Annotated in this window: 13 protein-coding genes and 1 pseudogene; 10 read left to right on the top strand and 4 right to left on the bottom strand. The window is 66.7% G+C overall.

Annotated features, from left to right (window positions below; genetic code table 11):
• Positions 1–228: 228 nt before the first annotated feature.
• The 3 genes from DFJ66_RS13685 (at position 229) to DFJ66_RS13675 (ending at position 2,799) form a co-directional block, all read left to right on the top strand.
• On the top strand, positions 229–849 hold the full coding sequence (locus tag DFJ66_RS13685) for a hypothetical protein (protein ID WP_246029749.1): 621 nt from the start codon (positions 229–231) through the stop codon (positions 847–849).
• Positions 850–950: 101 nt separating this feature from the next.
• Positions 951–1,544, top strand: a complete 594-nt coding sequence (locus DFJ66_RS13680; RefSeq protein ID WP_147459268.1) for a hypothetical protein — start codon at positions 951–953, stop codon at positions 1,542–1,544.
• 49 nt (positions 1,545–1,593) lie between these two features.
• Positions 1,594–2,799: an XRE family transcriptional regulator gene (locus tag DFJ66_RS13675; protein ID WP_121221344.1), complete on the top strand. Its 1,206-nt coding sequence runs from the start codon at positions 1,594–1,596 to the stop codon at positions 2,797–2,799.
• 249 nt (positions 2,800–3,048) lie between these two features.
• On the opposite strand, the gene DFJ66_RS13670 is transcribed toward DFJ66_RS13675, so the two are convergent.
• On the bottom strand, positions 3,049–3,237 hold the full coding sequence (locus tag DFJ66_RS13670; protein ID WP_121221342.1) for a hypothetical protein: 189 nt from the start codon (positions 3,235–3,237) through the stop codon (positions 3,049–3,051).
• Between the two features lie 729 nt (positions 3,238–3,966).
• On the opposite strand from DFJ66_RS13670, the gene DFJ66_RS13665 reads away from it, so the two are divergent.
• The 7 genes and pseudogenes from DFJ66_RS13665 to DFJ66_RS43475 all read left to right on the top strand — a co-directional run bounded on the left by DFJ66_RS13665 (position 3,967) and on the right by DFJ66_RS43475 (position 10,343).
• The gene (locus DFJ66_RS13665; protein ID WP_121221339.1) at positions 3,967–5,172 is read left to right on the top strand and encodes a hypothetical protein; all 1,206 of its coding nucleotides are present in this window, start codon (positions 3,967–3,969) and stop codon (positions 5,170–5,172) included.
• A gap of 415 nt (positions 5,173–5,587) precedes the next feature.
• Positions 5,588–5,887: pseudogene (locus tag DFJ66_RS45455) on the top strand (HNH endonuclease); the annotation flags it as partial.
• Positions 5,888–5,941: 54 nt separating this feature from the next.
• Positions 5,942–6,799 carry an SAVED domain-containing protein gene (locus DFJ66_RS13660; RefSeq protein ID WP_246029748.1) on the top strand — a complete coding sequence of 286 codons (858 nt, stop codon included), beginning with the start codon at positions 5,942–5,944 and terminating at the stop codon, positions 6,797–6,799.
• A gap of 337 nt (positions 6,800–7,136) precedes the next feature.
• Complete coding sequence (locus DFJ66_RS13655; protein ID WP_147459267.1) at positions 7,137–7,739, top strand: RNA polymerase sigma factor; 603 nt, start codon at positions 7,137–7,139, stop codon at positions 7,737–7,739.
• 466 nt (positions 7,740–8,205) lie between these two features.
• Entirely contained in the window at positions 8,206–9,348 is a 1,143-nt protein-coding gene (locus tag DFJ66_RS13650) for a nucleotidyltransferase domain-containing protein (RefSeq protein ID WP_121221333.1), read from the top strand.
• Positions 9,338–9,730 (top strand): type II CBASS E2 protein, encoded by a 393-nt coding sequence (locus DFJ66_RS13645; protein ID WP_211351140.1) that lies wholly within the window; start codon positions 9,338–9,340, stop codon positions 9,728–9,730. Before DFJ66_RS13650 ends, DFJ66_RS13645 begins: the two co-directional genes overlap by 11 nt.
• A gap of 118 nt (positions 9,731–9,848) precedes the next feature.
• A complete protein-coding gene (locus DFJ66_RS43475; protein WP_211351137.1) occupies positions 9,849–10,343 on the top strand; it encodes a hypothetical protein in 495 nt (164 codons plus the stop codon).
• A gap of 82 nt (positions 10,344–10,425) precedes the next feature.
• Here the strand turns inward: DFJ66_RS43475 and DFJ66_RS13635 are convergent, their stop codons facing one another.
• The 3 genes from DFJ66_RS13635 to DFJ66_RS13625 are packed head-to-tail and all read right to left on the bottom strand — an operon-like array spanning position 10,426 to position 14,289.
• Complete coding sequence (locus DFJ66_RS13635) at positions 10,426–12,393, bottom strand: hypothetical protein (protein WP_121221331.1); 1,968 nt, start codon at positions 12,391–12,393, stop codon at positions 10,426–10,428.
• 1 nt (position 12,394) lies between these two features.
• A complete protein-coding gene (locus DFJ66_RS13630; protein WP_121221329.1) occupies positions 12,395–12,967 on the bottom strand; it encodes a hypothetical protein in 573 nt (190 codons plus the stop codon).
• On the bottom strand, positions 12,964–14,289 hold the full coding sequence (locus DFJ66_RS13625) for a dsDNA nuclease domain-containing protein (protein WP_147459266.1): 1,326 nt from the start codon (positions 14,287–14,289) through the stop codon (positions 12,964–12,966). Before DFJ66_RS13625 ends, DFJ66_RS13630 begins: the two co-directional genes overlap by 4 nt.
• Positions 14,290–14,590 lie beyond the last annotated feature (301 nt).

Genomic DNA, 14,590 nt, shown 5'->3' with positions numbered 1-14,590 from the left:
GTGGTGTCCCGCCGCCCCTGCTCGCTGCAGTCGGGGCCAAGGTGCGCGGTGATGCCGCGGAGTGCGCAGGTTCGAATCCTCGGCAGGGCACCACGCAGACCTGCTCACGGCTGACCAGCGCCTTTCGTTTGGCCGTTTGGTCATCGAGGGTCGCTTCGAGGTTGCCGAGCCTGGCGGGCAGTACCAGTGACGACCTCACCTCACCGACACCGACGAGGTGACGAGCGGGTGGTTCGTGCCATCACGTTGATCATCGGCACGGTCGTCGCCCTCACCTTCATCTTCGGGTTCGGCAACGTCCTCAGCCTTGCTCTACGCGTAGGCGTTCCGCTCTGGGTGGCGCCGCTGATCGCACCGGCCGTCGATCTCTCGGTGCTCGGCCTGCTCCTCGCCGCACGCCACTTGGCGCTCGCGGGTGCGGAACCCGATCAGGTTCGGCCGGCCCGGAGGCTGCTTGTCTTCGCCAGCGTCGTGACGCTCGGGCTCAACGTCGCCGACCACGCGTTCAACGGCCAGGTCGGCAAGGCCGCCTTCGATGCGGTCGGTCCGCTCCTGCTTATCGGTTGGGTCGAAGTCGGACCAGGTCTTCTTCACGCGATCAACACCGGCACCCACACGACGGCCGATTGCGCGAGCAACAAGTCGGGCGTCGTACAGCCGGAAGAAGGGAACCTCGTCGAGAGGGCACGGAAGGTCGACGCCGAGCACTGGGCCGCGCACAACCGGCCCATCTCCGCCGAGTCGCTCCGCAGGCGTCTTCACATCGGCACCCACAGGGCGCGAGCCCTGGTGGCCACGATCAGGTCAAGCTACGACGTCGCCACCGACAGCCACACCGACAGCCAATGACGCGTTACACCGACGAACCGATCGGCCGGTACAGCCGCAGGGGCGACACGCCGGGCAACCAGGTTGACGAGGTGACAAACCCGGGAATATTCTCACGGACCATGTCACTCCCCAGCGACGGCGAGCGCCGGCAGTTGGACGAGATCGCGTTCGACCTCCGCGAGGAGTTCGAACAGCGCGGGTACCGGGTGGGGGTCGCGCTTGGGGCCGATCCCGCGTTCGGCAGCGGTGACGCGCGGAGCGCGCTGGAGCGCGACCTGGTCAGGGAAGTCCTCGGTCGCTCCTCCAGCCGGGTCGGCATGGGCTACCGCGCTGTGCACGGGCGCGGGCGCGAGTTGGTCGGCGAGCACCACCGGTACCGGGTGCGTCGAGCGCGTCTTGACGCCGCCGGTAGTCCGATCATCACCGTGTCGGCTGAGTCCAGCCTCGGCGTGGAGGAGGAACCGAGCCTCTTCCCGAGCGAGTCATGGGTGTTCGGGTGGATCATGGGTAGCGACGGGTTGATCGCGGACCTCTTCGTCGCCCCGGTCCTCGGCATCGAGCCCGGCAGCCCTGGACGGCTGATCCTCGGTCACGCACTCCCGTTGGGGAGCGGGAGCCCGTTCGACGGTGGTTTCACGCCGTCGGATGAAGACCTGGACCTGGGCGAGGACGACGAGGACACGGGCGACGCCGCCGAGGGCCTCGGAGCCTGAAAGACTGGGCGCCGGTAGTCGCTTTCAACAACAAAGGGGATGAATTCACGTGGTGTCGCAGGCCCTCGTGGGACAGCGCATCCGGCGGTTGCGGCACGTCGCGGGCCTCGGTCAGGACGAGTTCGCCAAGAGGGTGGGTGTCGCGTCGGGCTCCGTGTCGAAGCTGGAGAACGGGCGCATGCCGATCTCCGACGACCTGCTGTCCACCATCGGCGAGGTGCTCGGCTGCACAGCGCGCTTCCTGACCTCGACGGTCAACCTCGAACCCACGAGTCGACCGTGGCTGCGAGCCTACGCGGATGCACCTAAGCGAACTGTTGATCAAGTTGTGGACGACTGCACCACCGCGATGGAGGCGATCGTCGGGTTGCAGTTGAAGCTGCTGCCCGACACACTGCCGCATTTCACCGGCGACCTCATGGACCAGTCGGCGATCGAGGACTTCGCGATGGACGTCCGCATCGCCGCCGGATTCGGCGAAGGCGACGTCGTGGGCAATTCGATCCGAGCTGCCGAGCGACTGGGCTGCGTCGTCCTCCCGATGACGGACGAAGTAGGCCGCCACCTCGGGCTCTCGGTCCGCGCGAACAAGACCGGAGTGATCTGCCTGGGCCGTTGGACGGCGGACAAGGAACCGGTCCCAGGAGACCGGCAGCGGTGGACCGTTGCCCACGAACTTGGACACCTCGCGCTGCACCTCACCCAGAGCGCCCCGACGACCGCCGAGGAAGCCAGCCAGATCGAGAAGCAGGCGCACGCGTTCGCAGGCGCCTTCCTCGCTCCCGGCGACGCCATGCTGGAGGAACTTGGACGCCTCGGTGGAAGGGTGACCTTGCAGACCCTCGCGCGGATCAAGGAACGCTGGGGCGTGTCGATCAAGGCTCTCGTCACCCGTTTCCGCAACCTCGGCGTCATCGACGCCGACCATGCACGCAGCCTGTTCAAGCAGATCTCCGCTCGCGGGTGGAACAAGAGCGAGCCCATACAGGTCGGCAACGAACAGGCCATCTGGTTCACGCGTGCGATCGAAACGGCGATGCGCGGCACCGCCGACCCCATCACCGCAGCGGCCGATCTCGTGGGGCTCGACCGCGGACACCTCGACCGATGGACCGACTGGACGCCACCCCAACTCGCTGACGTCATCACGCCAGACTTTGGCGAGCGAGCGGCAACCACGAGGACAGCACGGCCCCGTGTCACGTCCGTATCGGCGCTTTCGCCTCGCCGGCGCCCGACGAAGTCCACGACATGATCTGACGCGCACCGTCCATGTGGCACTGCCCGACCGCGACAGCGGCGATGTCCAAGGCGATGAGCGGATCAGCCCCGGACCAGCCGACGAGCGAGGACCGGCGCTGCGTTGGATCACTGCGGCGTGCAGGTGAGGGTGCGGTTCATCGCGGCGGGGTGTGGTCGCGTTCGGCATGCGCGGGGCTCACCGGGTGTCTTTGTCAGCAGCGGGGTACGCCTTGCCGAGTCGCCTCACCCGAGCTTGCCGGGGTCAGCATGGGATGCCGATGGTCCACCAGTCGAAGGTGCAGGATTCTGCGCCGGTGCCCGGTTTGAACGTGGCAGGGAGTGCGACGAAGTGGGTCTGGGTCTCGCCTGCATGGATCTTGATCAGGCCCGCCGACTCGCCGGACTTGGTGACCTCACCGTCGTCCTTCCCGGGGTTGGTGATCACCAGCATGCCCGGGTCGAGGAGTTCGAGGGGTTGACCGCAGCGTCAACCCCGCCGAACGCCCACCGCGCGCGACGTTGCCCGACCAGCCCGGCGCGAACATCGGGAAACCAGCCTCGGTCGCCCCGGCGACCGGACCGGCCGTCCGTCGCAGCCGCCGATCGGCCGCCCACCCGGCCGCTTCCGCAAGCGCCGCGGGTCGCCCCGCCACCGCTGACCGGCCGCCGGTCCCGCGCACCGGCACCGCGTCCGGAACCCCCAGGCACGACCAGCCGGGTGCCCGCCCGACACCACCCTCGAACGTCGTCGACAGCCCACCGGCACCGGATCCACGAGCCGGTCCACCACCGCGCCCGCCGCCGCTTGGTCGGCGGACACACGCACCAGCCATCCCGCTCCGAGCGCACAACAGACGCCCTCGTCGCGTCACCACGGCGAGCCGCAGGTCCGCCCCTTCGCCGGACACGACCAGCGCCGCGTCCACACGTTCCGGGGTCAGCCGGCCTGCCCTCGCGCTCGACTCCCCGGTGCGGCACGCACAGCATTCACACCAGGGCACGGCATCGGTGACCTGGTGTTTCGCGTCCGATCGCCGCTCCTGGTGGCTGGAACAAGCACTGCACCTGAGCCGCACAGGCCGAGTTGATTGCGGTAGTGGGTGGCGCGGCCTTGGCTCCGGGTCTGGGGCGGACTATCCCCGACAGTGACCCCGCCTCGCCCGGAGCCGGTGGACCGGGTGTGATGATCGGTGTGAACATCTTTTCGGCAGTCGAGCGAACAGACCTGTCCCCGGCCGGGCACGGGGACAGCCACTTCGAGTTCATCGACCGTGTGGCGGGTCCCTACTGGGACCAGGTTCGGGATCTGATCGAGGACTGGTTCTCTCGGCTCTGTCCGGACGCCCAAGCGGACGTCCGGGGAAGACTCCGCTCCCGGGATGACCGGCAGTCCAAGGGGGCCTTCTTCGAGTTGTACTTGCACGAGTGCCTTCTCCGGATGGGCTACACGGTGACCTGTCACCCGGAAGTCGAAGGAACCAGTCGTCGCCCGGACTTCCTCGCTCAGAAGGATGGCAGCGCGGTCTACGTCGAAGCTCGATCAGCGTCATCCAGCGATCTCGTGGTGGGCGCGGTCGCGAGAGTCAACACCCTGTACGACTCGATTGACAAGATCAACAGCCCGAACTTCTTCCTGTGGATCGACGTGGAGAAGCAGGGAGGCGACCCGCTCCGGGCGCGCCCACTGCGCTCAAAACTTGAAAGATGGCTCAGCGGGTTGGACCCAGACGCCTACAGACATCGAGGGAACGGCCGCCGCGACTTCCCGGACCTGTCCTACGAGGCGGACGGGTGGCGAATCCAGTTCCACGCGATCCCGAAATCGCCCGCAGCGCGCGGGAAGGCGGGCGTGAGACCGCTCGGAATCTTCGGCGGCGGACAGGCCTTCACCGTGCAGGACGAGGAGGGGATCAAGAACGCGCTGAGCGACAAAGGCTCCGCGTACGGACCACTCAGCGCTCCCTACGTCGTCGCAGTGGCTTCGAGCAGCATCACCACCGATGACCACGACGTGAAGAACGCGCTGTACGGCACCGAAGCCCTGCAAATCGGTACTGGTCCTGGCGGTGAGACCGACCCGGACGCCCTAGTCCGCAGACCTGACGGTTACTGGTACAAGGGCGACCACTGGGACCATCGCCATGTGTCGGCGGTTCTCATCGTCAAGCAACTCCACCCCGCCTTCGTGGGCACTCATCAGCACACCATCTGGGAGCATCCCGACCCTGAGTGGCCCGTCCCGCCGCTACCGATATGGAGGCGAGCGACCGTCGACGCCCACGGCGCAATGCATTTCGCCGATCCTGTCCGCACACCGACGGAGTGGTTCGACCTTACAGACCCGTGGCCGATCGGGAAGCCCTTCCCAATACGAAGCCGATCCTAGAACCGCCAGCTCGCGCGCCAGGCCGACAGCGCGTCGACGTGCGACGGCCGGCACCAAGCATGAAGGTCCCGACACAAGATCGCGGCCGGATGCGACCGGGGCAGGTCTCCGAGCAGGTCGACCTTGCCGACCGGCACCTGGCCGACCAACAACACCACCGCGCGTGGCAGAACGACTGTCCTCGGATGCGGCCGTACTGGTGCTGGACTGGTGGAAGCCGACTGCTCCAGCGGGCAGCCGTCGGTCGAACGGCCAGTGGACGATCTCGCTGAAAGGAAACCGGAGATCGACACATCGCTCCCGAGCTGAATACGTCCTGGTTCAGTACGAAGCAGGCGACGGCAGGTGACCGAAACTGTCAGACCCATGCTGCACACTTCCCCGCACAGCTCTGATCACGATCCATCGGAGGGTGATGCGGATGGTCGGTAGTGCTCCGGCCGCGACGAGAGCGGTCGGACCGGGAGGTGCGTCCCGGGCTGTTCCCGAGAGCGTGGCGCGGCAAGTGTGGGTTGCCGCCGGTGGGCGATGCACGATCTGCAATCGGTACCTCCTGGCGGACCCGGTGACCGGGCAGGATGTGTCGACTGGGCAGCTCGCGCACATCGTGGGGTGGTCCACTGCCGCCGGTTCGCCACGCGGAGACCATGCCTTGCCGCTCGAAGAGCGCAATTCGGCCGAGAACCTGATGTTGTTGTGCCATGACCAGCATCGGGTCATCGATCACCAAAGCCTCTGGGACGTGTTCGACGTCGAGACCCTGCGTGCGATGAAACGCAGGCACGAGGAGCGCATCCGCAGGCTCACCGGCTTGGACCACGACAACCGCACCACGGTGCTGCGGGTGGTCGGCAATCTGCACGGCAGGCCGGTCGAGCTGACGTCCGCCAGCGTCACCACAGCGCTGCTCGCCCGTGACCGGTTTCCCGATTGGGTCCTGCGGGGTGCCGACGAGTTCGAGGTCGACTTGCGGGCCATCCCCGGCGAGCAGAGCAGCAGTCCGGCGTACTGGGAGGCAGCGCGTAGCCACTTGGAGGACCGCTTGGCGCATCTGTGCACGCAGGTGCGCAAGGAGGTGGTCAACCACATCTCGGTCTTCGCGCTGGCTCGCATCCCGGTCCTGGTGCTGTTGGGCACCCTGTTGGACAAGATGCTGAGGGTCGACATCTACCCCAAACGGCGCGAGGGCCGCACGGTGTGGGGCTGGGACGAGATCGACACCCCGGTCGACTTCACCTCGGTCGTTCGTCGCGACGGCGGCAACGGCGCCCAGGTCGCGGTGATGTTCTCGATCTCGGGCAGCGTCGACATCAACCGCCTCCCACGACCCATCCTCGACACCCACACGATCTACGAACTGCGCCCGACCACGACGCTGCCCACCCCGGAGCTGATCACCACCCAAGCGGCACTGGACCACTTCGCCCGCGCCTGGCGCACCCTGCTGTCCACCATCGAGGTCGACCACCCGGACGCGCCCGCCATCCCGATCTTCCCCGCGGTGCCACCGGCGGCGGCCATGATCATCGGCCGCCACCTGTTGCGCTCGGTGCACCCGCCTCTGCACGTCTACGACAGGGTGCCTGGGTTGCACGACTACCTGTTCACCACGGCGACCACGTCGTAAGCCGGCGACCACAATGTGACGCGGATCACTGCCGGGGCGCGAGGGTTTCGCGGCCGGCCCGTACATAAGAGGTAGTTGTCCCTCTCGCGAAGGATTGGTTCCGAGAGCTTCCCGTCGGAGGTTTGCGCCTATGCACCAGCAGCCGCACCGAGCGCCACAGGCGCAGGGCGGATTGCCACGCGTAGAACCTCCTCGCGTGCCGCCTGACCAGCCAACTTCGGCTCGGGCGGTGCCCATCGACTGGCTGGCGGACCACCGGTCCGACGGGGAGCGCCTCGACCGACTCCTGGGCGACCGCAGCCTGGTCGCTCGGCTGAGATCATCGGGCTTCTCCGGCGTGGAGTGGGACCGCTTCGCCGAGGAGTTGGCCCGTTACGGCCTCGCCGTGCTGAACGCGTGGATGTACAACGGATTGATCTTCGAACGGGTCAAGACCCGTGCGCACGGTGCGTTGCCGCCGCTTCCCGACGGTGGCTGGTCGGCGGAGGACAGGGTCGACATCGCGCACGACACCGTGATCGCGGCGCTCGGCAACTTCCGCGACAACGTCCTGGTGCGGGGGAGGTGGGATCCCACCCGCGGCGCGTCGTTGAAGACCTTCTTCATCGGCCAGTGCCTGTGGTGCTTTTCCAACCCCTACCGGATCTGGCGCAAGGGAGTGGTGAGTCGCCTGGCCCACCTGAGGGACCTGCCGGACGACGCGGACCAGTGGATCGCCCGGACCCGTGGCCCAGAAGGTACCTCGCTGGTTCGGGACGACGTCCGGCAGGCGCTAGCCGGTTTACCGGACGACCGGACACGCAGCGTCGTCCTGCTCACGGCGATGGACTTCACCCAGGCGGAGATCGCGCGGAAGTTGAGCATGACCCCCAAAGCCGTCGAGATGGTCGTCCGTCGTCACCGCTTGCGCACCGAAGGGAACCGCGATGAAGCCTCGTGAATCCATCAACGAACTGATCGAACGTTCCTCCCTGGGATCACCTGACGCCCGGCTCGCGCGGTCGACCGTTCCGGTCGCGACGGCCCGCAAGGTGGTCGCGGCAGCCGCGGCACGACGCGGCCAAAAAAAGTCGCGCGGACGCGAGGGATAGGAGCGCTCTGCGTACATATACCTGTGGTGAAGCCACGAGCTGGTAAGACTCGTGCCCGACACGGAGACGAAGCCATGACATAAGCACCCGTTGAGCGGGCGAAACGCACCACATCGAACGGTCTTCCGCTCGGCGAACACCCTGCCATCCTGACCACTTCCCCGAAGCCGGCGAGTGCACCAAGCACGCTGGCCTGTGGACATCAAGCACTTCGTGCCGTCATCTGAAGCCATCGGCGCTCGATCCCATCACCACATCAGCCCTCATAGGTGGGGCTGCCGGGCGCTGTCCCCAGCACAGAGAGATCCCCCGAACATGACGTCGGTCGAAGAGACCATCTCGACACTGCTCAACGGGTCCGTCGAGGAACTCGACATCCCCGAACACGTCCGTGATCAAGCCGTCGCCCGATACGAGGACGTCGGAAACTTCCTCGCCGACGCCGGAGGCGACAGGTTCTCCATCTACCCCCAGGGCTCGTTCCGCATCGGCACCGTCGTCAAGCCACCCGACCCGGACGGTGACTACGACATCGACCTGGTGTGCCACAACGACATCAAGAAGGAAAGCACCACCGAGGAAGAACTCAAGGACCGCATCGGCGCGATGCTCGCGGACTACTGCGCGTACAAGACGGCCGAGGAACCAGACGACGCGCCGGACGACTGCACCGAGAAGCGCCGCTGCTGGACCCTGGGCTACGACGGCTTCCACCTCGACGTCGTGCCCGCCATCCCGGACGCGGACTACCGCCCGAACGGGATCCTCCTCACCGACCTGCAACTGCGTCCTTGGCAGCACAGCAACCCCAAGGGGTACGCCGACTGGTTCCGCAGCAGGTCGCTGGAGATGACACTCGCCCTCGAACGAAAGGCACAGGAGGCGAACGTCGACTCCGTTCCCGAGTGGACGGTGCGCAGCACACTGCAACGCCTGGTCCAGGTCCTCAAGTGGCACTGCCAAACGTACTTCGCCGACGACGTTGACGACCGGCCACCGTCAGTGCTGATCACCACCCTGGCCGCCCACGCGTATCAAGGCGAAACCGACCTGTTCACCGCCACGGTCAACGCCGTCGCGGGCATCCCGGATCACATCGAGTGGACCGACGGCAAGTGGTGGGTGCCCAACCCCGCGCACGAGCTAGAGAACTTCGCCGACAAGTGGAACTTCTACCCAGAGCGCAGGCTCAAGTTCGTGGACTGGCTGGAGGACATCACCACCACGCTGGACACCGCCGCGAAGTCGGCCGGGCAAGGGCTCGACATCCTGGTCCGCCGCCTGGAGCAGTCCTTCGACCCCGCTGTGCTGCGCAGGTCGGTGGAGAGGATGGGACAGGCCACGACACGGCTGCGCGACAACGGCCGGCTCCGGATGGCTCCCGCAACGGGATTGCTCACGACGGCGGCCGGTTACCAGTCGGGACGCCACGGCTTCTACGGTTCCCGTGCGAGCTGAACGCCAGGCGCGAACGCTTGCCCAGCAGGCGTTCGCGCTCCACGAGGTCATGCCCGGCGCAACCTGCCGCATCCGGCACGACACCCTCTCGTGCCGGATCGACCTTCAGCCGACCGCAGCTTCGCGGGTTTACTCGATCCGCCTGCGATACCGGCTCGGGAAACGTCCCGCTGTCAGCGTCCTCCAACCAGAACTGGTCCTGCACCCCGGAGCGCGGCGTCTGCCGCACGTGTACGACGACGGCACGCTCTGCCTGCACTACCCGTGGGAGTGGAAACCGCACATGATCCTCGCGCACACCACCCTCCCCTGGACCAGCGAATGGCTCTACTACTACGAGATCTGGCGCATGACCGGTGCCTGGACCGGAGGAGGGCACTGAGGGCAGCGGCAAAAAGGGTAGGTTGGGGAGCCGAGCCGCCAGCCCCTGGAGGGAGGAGGTGGAGCCGGAGCCGAACCGGTCAAAGCGGAACTGGTCGGTGTGCAGGTACCAGTAGGCGGTGCGGCACGCACCGCATTTACACCAGGACATCGCGTCGGTGACCTGGCGTTTTGCGTCTGATCCCTGCTTCCGTCGACTGGGAACAGCGACCCACCCCGGCCCTGCGCAGGTTCGTCTCACGGGCAAGGCGAGCGGCACGGCTGGCGACACCGTGAGACTGGCGCAAAAACTGTCGGCCGACGAGTCGGCTGTCGGTGCCTCGGTATCGTTGGAGCCCATCGAAGTCGACGTGGAGCCCGGCAACGATCCGGTGGACAAGCGCAGCCTGCCAACCCCCAGGGTGATCGACGATCACCTCCTTGAGCGGGCTCGGGAGGAAGACCCGCGCTACTGGAACATCCATCGCCGACCGGTCTCCGCCGACACCCTTCGCAAGAAACTCCACATCGGTGCGGCCCGATCGCGGCTGCTGGTCGCGACGATTCGGGCTGAGGGACCGGCGCGATGGGCTCGGACCGAGGTGGCCGAGGTGACGGTCCAGGCGGGAGTGTGACGTCGGGTGTGGTTCGGCGTTCGGGCACGACGCGAAGCGGGGCTCCTGTCGGCGAACGGCACGGCGGGCCGGACGCGCCACGCTAGCCTGCCTGCGAGTCGATGTCGGCCTGTGCGTCCGGGTCGTCCAGGTCTTCGACCTTGACCTGGCTCCCGACACCGGTGTTCGGCACGCCCGGCACCGCCGAGTCCTTTTCGGTGAGGCGGATGACGGCGAAGCCCTTCTCGCCGCCCAGTTCGGCGTCGTTGTCGGCCACGAGCAGTTGGGCTCGGCCGCCGAACGCGTCGGCCAATGTCTGGAGCCGTCTGAAGATGCCTTCCCAGAGGTCCCGGTCCTCCTGTTCGGTGCGGCCGATGCCTTTTCGCGGGGAGTCGAGGATCAGCAGGTTCGGTAGCGCCACTTCCGCGTGATGCACGGTGTAGTTGAGCAGCGCGAGGGAGAAGGCCACGTTGATCGCGGTGGTGCTGCCACCGCCACTGGCTTGCAGTGTGTCGAGGTCGCTGTCGCCGATCTTGGGCAGGTAACGGTCGCGGCTGACGGTCGGGCGGCCGTTGACCCGGACGCCGAGGTGGGCCACCTCCGCGGCGAAGTACTCGGACAGCTCGTCAAACCGCTCCTCGCGATGAGCGTGCGCGCCCTCCATCTGTTTGATGTCCTTGTCGAGTTGCCGTTTGCGTCGCTTGAGCTGGACGACCTCCTCGTCCAGTTTGCTGAGCCGGTTCCAGGTGGCCATGCGCTGGTCGATGGCGGTGAGGCGCTGGCGCAGACGTTCCAGGCCGGCGCTGGCCTCCGCAACGGCCTGCACTCGCGGGGACACCGCGTCGCGGGTCAGATGGTCGTAGCGGCGTTGTGCCTCCGCGGCCCTAACTTCGGCGACCTCGGTGTTGTGTTCGGCGACACGAAGGTGGTCCAACTCCGCGCGCAAGAGTTCTTCGGTCTCCGCAAGCTGCGCACGCAGAACCGCGGTCTTCTCGTCGTCGACGAGGGCGAGCACCGAAGGTTCGGGCTGGTCGCAGAGCAGGCAATGTCCGTGCTGCACCGAACGACCGGTGAGGCTTTGCAGGCAACGGGGACAGGTCACGAACTCGAACGGGCTGAGCAGGCCGGCGGCGAGCGCCGTCTTCTCACTGCGGGCGAGATCGAGCCGCAGTTGTGCCAGAGCGGCCTCGCGGGCTTGGACGGTGTCCCTGGCGACAGCGAGCCTCTCCCGAGCCGCCGCGGCGTCCCGCAGCACAAACGAGAGTTGCTCACGTTCGGCGCGGTCACGTTCGATCAGCCGGTCCACGTCGTCGCGCAATCCTCGAAGCGAGGCTTCGTCGCGACGGATCCGCTCCTGCACATCCCATCGCTCGGCACGCAGTGCGTCCCGGTCGGCGTAGCCGTTGGCTTCGAGGAACCGGCGGATCGCCTCGCACGTCTTCTCCTGCTCGCGGGCCTGCTCCGCGATCGCGTTGCGTTCGACCTGGAGGCGGATCACCTCGGGGTCGACGATGTTCAGCAGGATCTCGAACATGGTCTTCCGCTTGGCGTCCCGTCCCGGATCGTGGTGCCCGGTCGCCGAGCTGTCGATGGTCCTGGCCTGGAGGTAGCAGAACGAGAACACGTCACCGAAGCCGACGGAGAGCGCGTCACCGGTGCGACGGCTTCGGCTCTTGGGCACCTTGTGCACGCCGATGCCGAGTTCGGACAACAGGAACCGCGACAACGTGGTCTCGTCGGGGTTCCTGGACGAGATCGGGAAGATCCGTTCAGGCACATCGGAGCCGAGTTCCAGCAGCTGCACACGCCCCTGGTCGCCCATGACTTCCCGACGCAACCGCAGCAGCGACGATCCGACCACCACTTCGAGCGTCACGTGTCGGACGTTGTCCACCACCGCGGGAGTCAGCACGGCGTTGCCACCGAGCGCGTGCTTGATCAACATGAGCAGCGAGGACTTGCCGGTGGACACGGCGCCGGTGATGACCGTGAGGTCCTCCGCGAAGCTGTAAGTCCGCTCCGCCGAGGCGGTCGTGACGGTCAGCTTGAGCAGCCGCAACGTCGTGGCCATGTCAGATCTCCGCACCTTGAGGGAGCGCGGCTACGTCGTCGAGGTGCTCGTAGATCAGTGTTTTGAGCTGCTCCCCGGTGAAGTCGAAGTGCCGCCGGAGCAGGCTCACGCGGGCTGAGGTGGTCCGCCACTCGGGCATCTCGGCCAGTTGCCGGGCGAGTCGCCGTCCCGCCGGGGTCACGCGGGCGGCGAACCTGCGGCCACCGGTGAACACGAGCAGGCCGCGTCCCACCAGTGCGCCGAGCATCGGGTAGTACCGATCGTCCCACGGGCCGTAGCGGTACCTGATCATCCTGCTCTCCACGGCCAGCATCTCGTCTCGCGTCGGTTGACTGTCGTCCGGCCATTGGGTGTCCTCGGGCAGCAGACGCCGTGTCATCGCCGGGTAGCGGAGCAGGAAGTCGAGCTTGACCAGCTTGGTGAGGCCGGTGAACGACTCCAGCGGCTCGGTGAAGCCGGACAGCAGGAGCAGCAGCCTCGCCTGGTGGTAGTCCGACTCCATGCGCAGCCGGCGCTGGAACTGCGCCGCCCGCAACTCCTGCGGCGACCTCGGCGGCCCCTCCGACCCGGTCATGACGCTTCTCCCGGGTCGAGGAAGGTGAAATAGCACCGATCGCTGAGTTCATAGGCGAAGCCGACGACGTGGTGATCGTGCAACGGCAGCGCAAGCCGACCCTTCAACCGATGCACCCCGAGCCCTTCGTTCAGCGCTGCCATCAACCGGGTCCCGAAGTGGTCTGCGCCCACCAACTGCAACTTCAACGACCGGACGAAGTTCAGGATGTCCTGTTCCAGGGCGTACTCGACCTCAAGGTCTTGAGGGAATCCGGTGGCCATCTTCGGCCAGGAGTCGTGCCACAGGTCGCGCAACTGCTGAGCTTGGCGCTGATCGTCATCGCCGACCTTGGCCTCGCACAACTTCCGGGTCAGGGTCCGTCCACCCGGGGCGGGTGGCGGGCGTCGACCGGCGGGCAGGAGTGGAGCGCCGGAGGTGTGGGCAACAGCGAGGCACTCCAGCACCTGTTCGGGTGCGATCGTGCGCCGCCGTACCCGTTCGTCCAGCTTGTCCTCGGCACTCGGCGGGCCCGACGCGGCGAGCCACTCGAACGGATCGAGCGGTCGACCGTCGTTGTCCCGGCTCGCCTGGTGCACCACGTTCAACAGCCGGTCGTAACAAGCGTCCGCCACGCTGATGTCGCGGCCCAGGTCCTGGAGCAACGGCTGCACGTACTGGCGGATGACGTGGTCACGGATGTGGTCGCGCGACGGGAACCTCTTGATCCGCAGCACGCCGAGGAACGACCGGATGGCCTCCACCATGCCCTGCGGAAGGCCGTCGGCACGCAGCCACTCCCTGGTGGAGGGTACTTCCTCGACCCCGACCACGTTGTCCAGCTTCTGTTTGGTCGCCGCCTTCAGCACCGCCCACGCCCCCGCCGCGCAGATCTGGTCCGTCGGTTCCACCTGGAGAAACGAATCACCGGGATGATCTCCACAGAGCTGACCGATGAGCTTGGCGGAGATGGGTGATGCGGAATCGGACAACGCGGCATTCGTGCACAACACGACCTTGACCGAGCGATCCAGTTTGATCCACGTGTCGAACAGCAGTGCCAGGCCGCCGTCCTCGAACAGCTTGGCAAGCGACCACGCTTGCCCCTCGTGATGCTTGACCGAGTTCAACACCCACTCCCCGTCGACGTACTCGACCGCGAAGTCGGCGTGCCACTCACAAACCACAGAAGCAACCCGGCCGTGCCGAGCCATCAGCAGACAATGCGCTGCGGCGATCTCATCCTGATACCGGAAACGGCTTGACGTTGGCGCACCGCTGTCATCGCCGGGCGCCACTTTGTTGGGCGGCAGTGGCTCGGCCGATGCGTTCGCCTGAGCCATCACGCCTCCAGCCGCCGGACGGAACGTCCTACCGTTCTACCTGTCGACGACGAAGATCGCGCTGCCCCATTCGAGCGATGTTGCAGCGAACCCGAACGCCGCAGCAGGACGTGGCGACATCGCAACTCAACTGATATGGCCGCCCGGGGACTGCGCAGGATCGAACGGTGACACTCCTCGTCCGATCCGTTGCGGACTGTGGCCGGCACGTAAGATCAAGCTCTCCGAGCAGAACGGCGACTGGCCGCCAATAGCGACAAGCCCGCCAGTAATTCGAGCGATTCTCGACCTGGAACTCCCC

The sequence above is a fragment of the Saccharothrix variisporea genome, assembly GCF_003634995.1.
Lineage (GTDB): Bacteria > Actinomycetota > Actinomycetes > Mycobacteriales > Pseudonocardiaceae > Actinosynnema > Actinosynnema variisporeum.
Note: the sequence above shows the minus strand (reverse complement) of the source record. Positions and strands in the feature narration are given on the sequence as shown.

Excerpts from the sequence above, each read along its gene's own strand:
- DFJ66_RS13660 (WP_246029748.1), top strand. The coding sequence starts at position 5,942 with ATGAAACGCAGGCACGAGGAGCGCATCCGCAGGCTCACCGGCTTGGAC.
- DFJ66_RS13635 (WP_121221331.1), bottom strand. The coding sequence starts at position 12,393 with ATGGCCACGACGTTGCGGCTGCTCAAGCTGACCGTCACGACCGCCTCG.
- DFJ66_RS13670 (WP_121221342.1), bottom strand. The coding sequence starts at position 3,237 with ATGCTGGTGATCACCAACCCCGGGAAGGACGACGGTGAGGTCACCAAG.
- DFJ66_RS13625 (WP_147459266.1), bottom strand. The coding sequence starts at position 14,289 with ATGGCTCAGGCGAACGCATCGGCCGAGCCACTGCCGCCCAACAAAGTG.
- DFJ66_RS13680 (WP_147459268.1), top strand. The coding sequence starts at position 951 with ATGTCACTCCCCAGCGACGGCGAGCGCCGGCAGTTGGACGAGATCGCG.
- DFJ66_RS13650 (WP_121221333.1), top strand. The coding sequence starts at position 8,206 with ATGACGTCGGTCGAAGAGACCATCTCGACACTGCTCAACGGGTCCGTC.
- DFJ66_RS13630 (WP_121221329.1), bottom strand. The coding sequence starts at position 12,967 with ATGACCGGGTCGGAGGGGCCGCCGAGGTCGCCGCAGGAGTTGCGGGCG.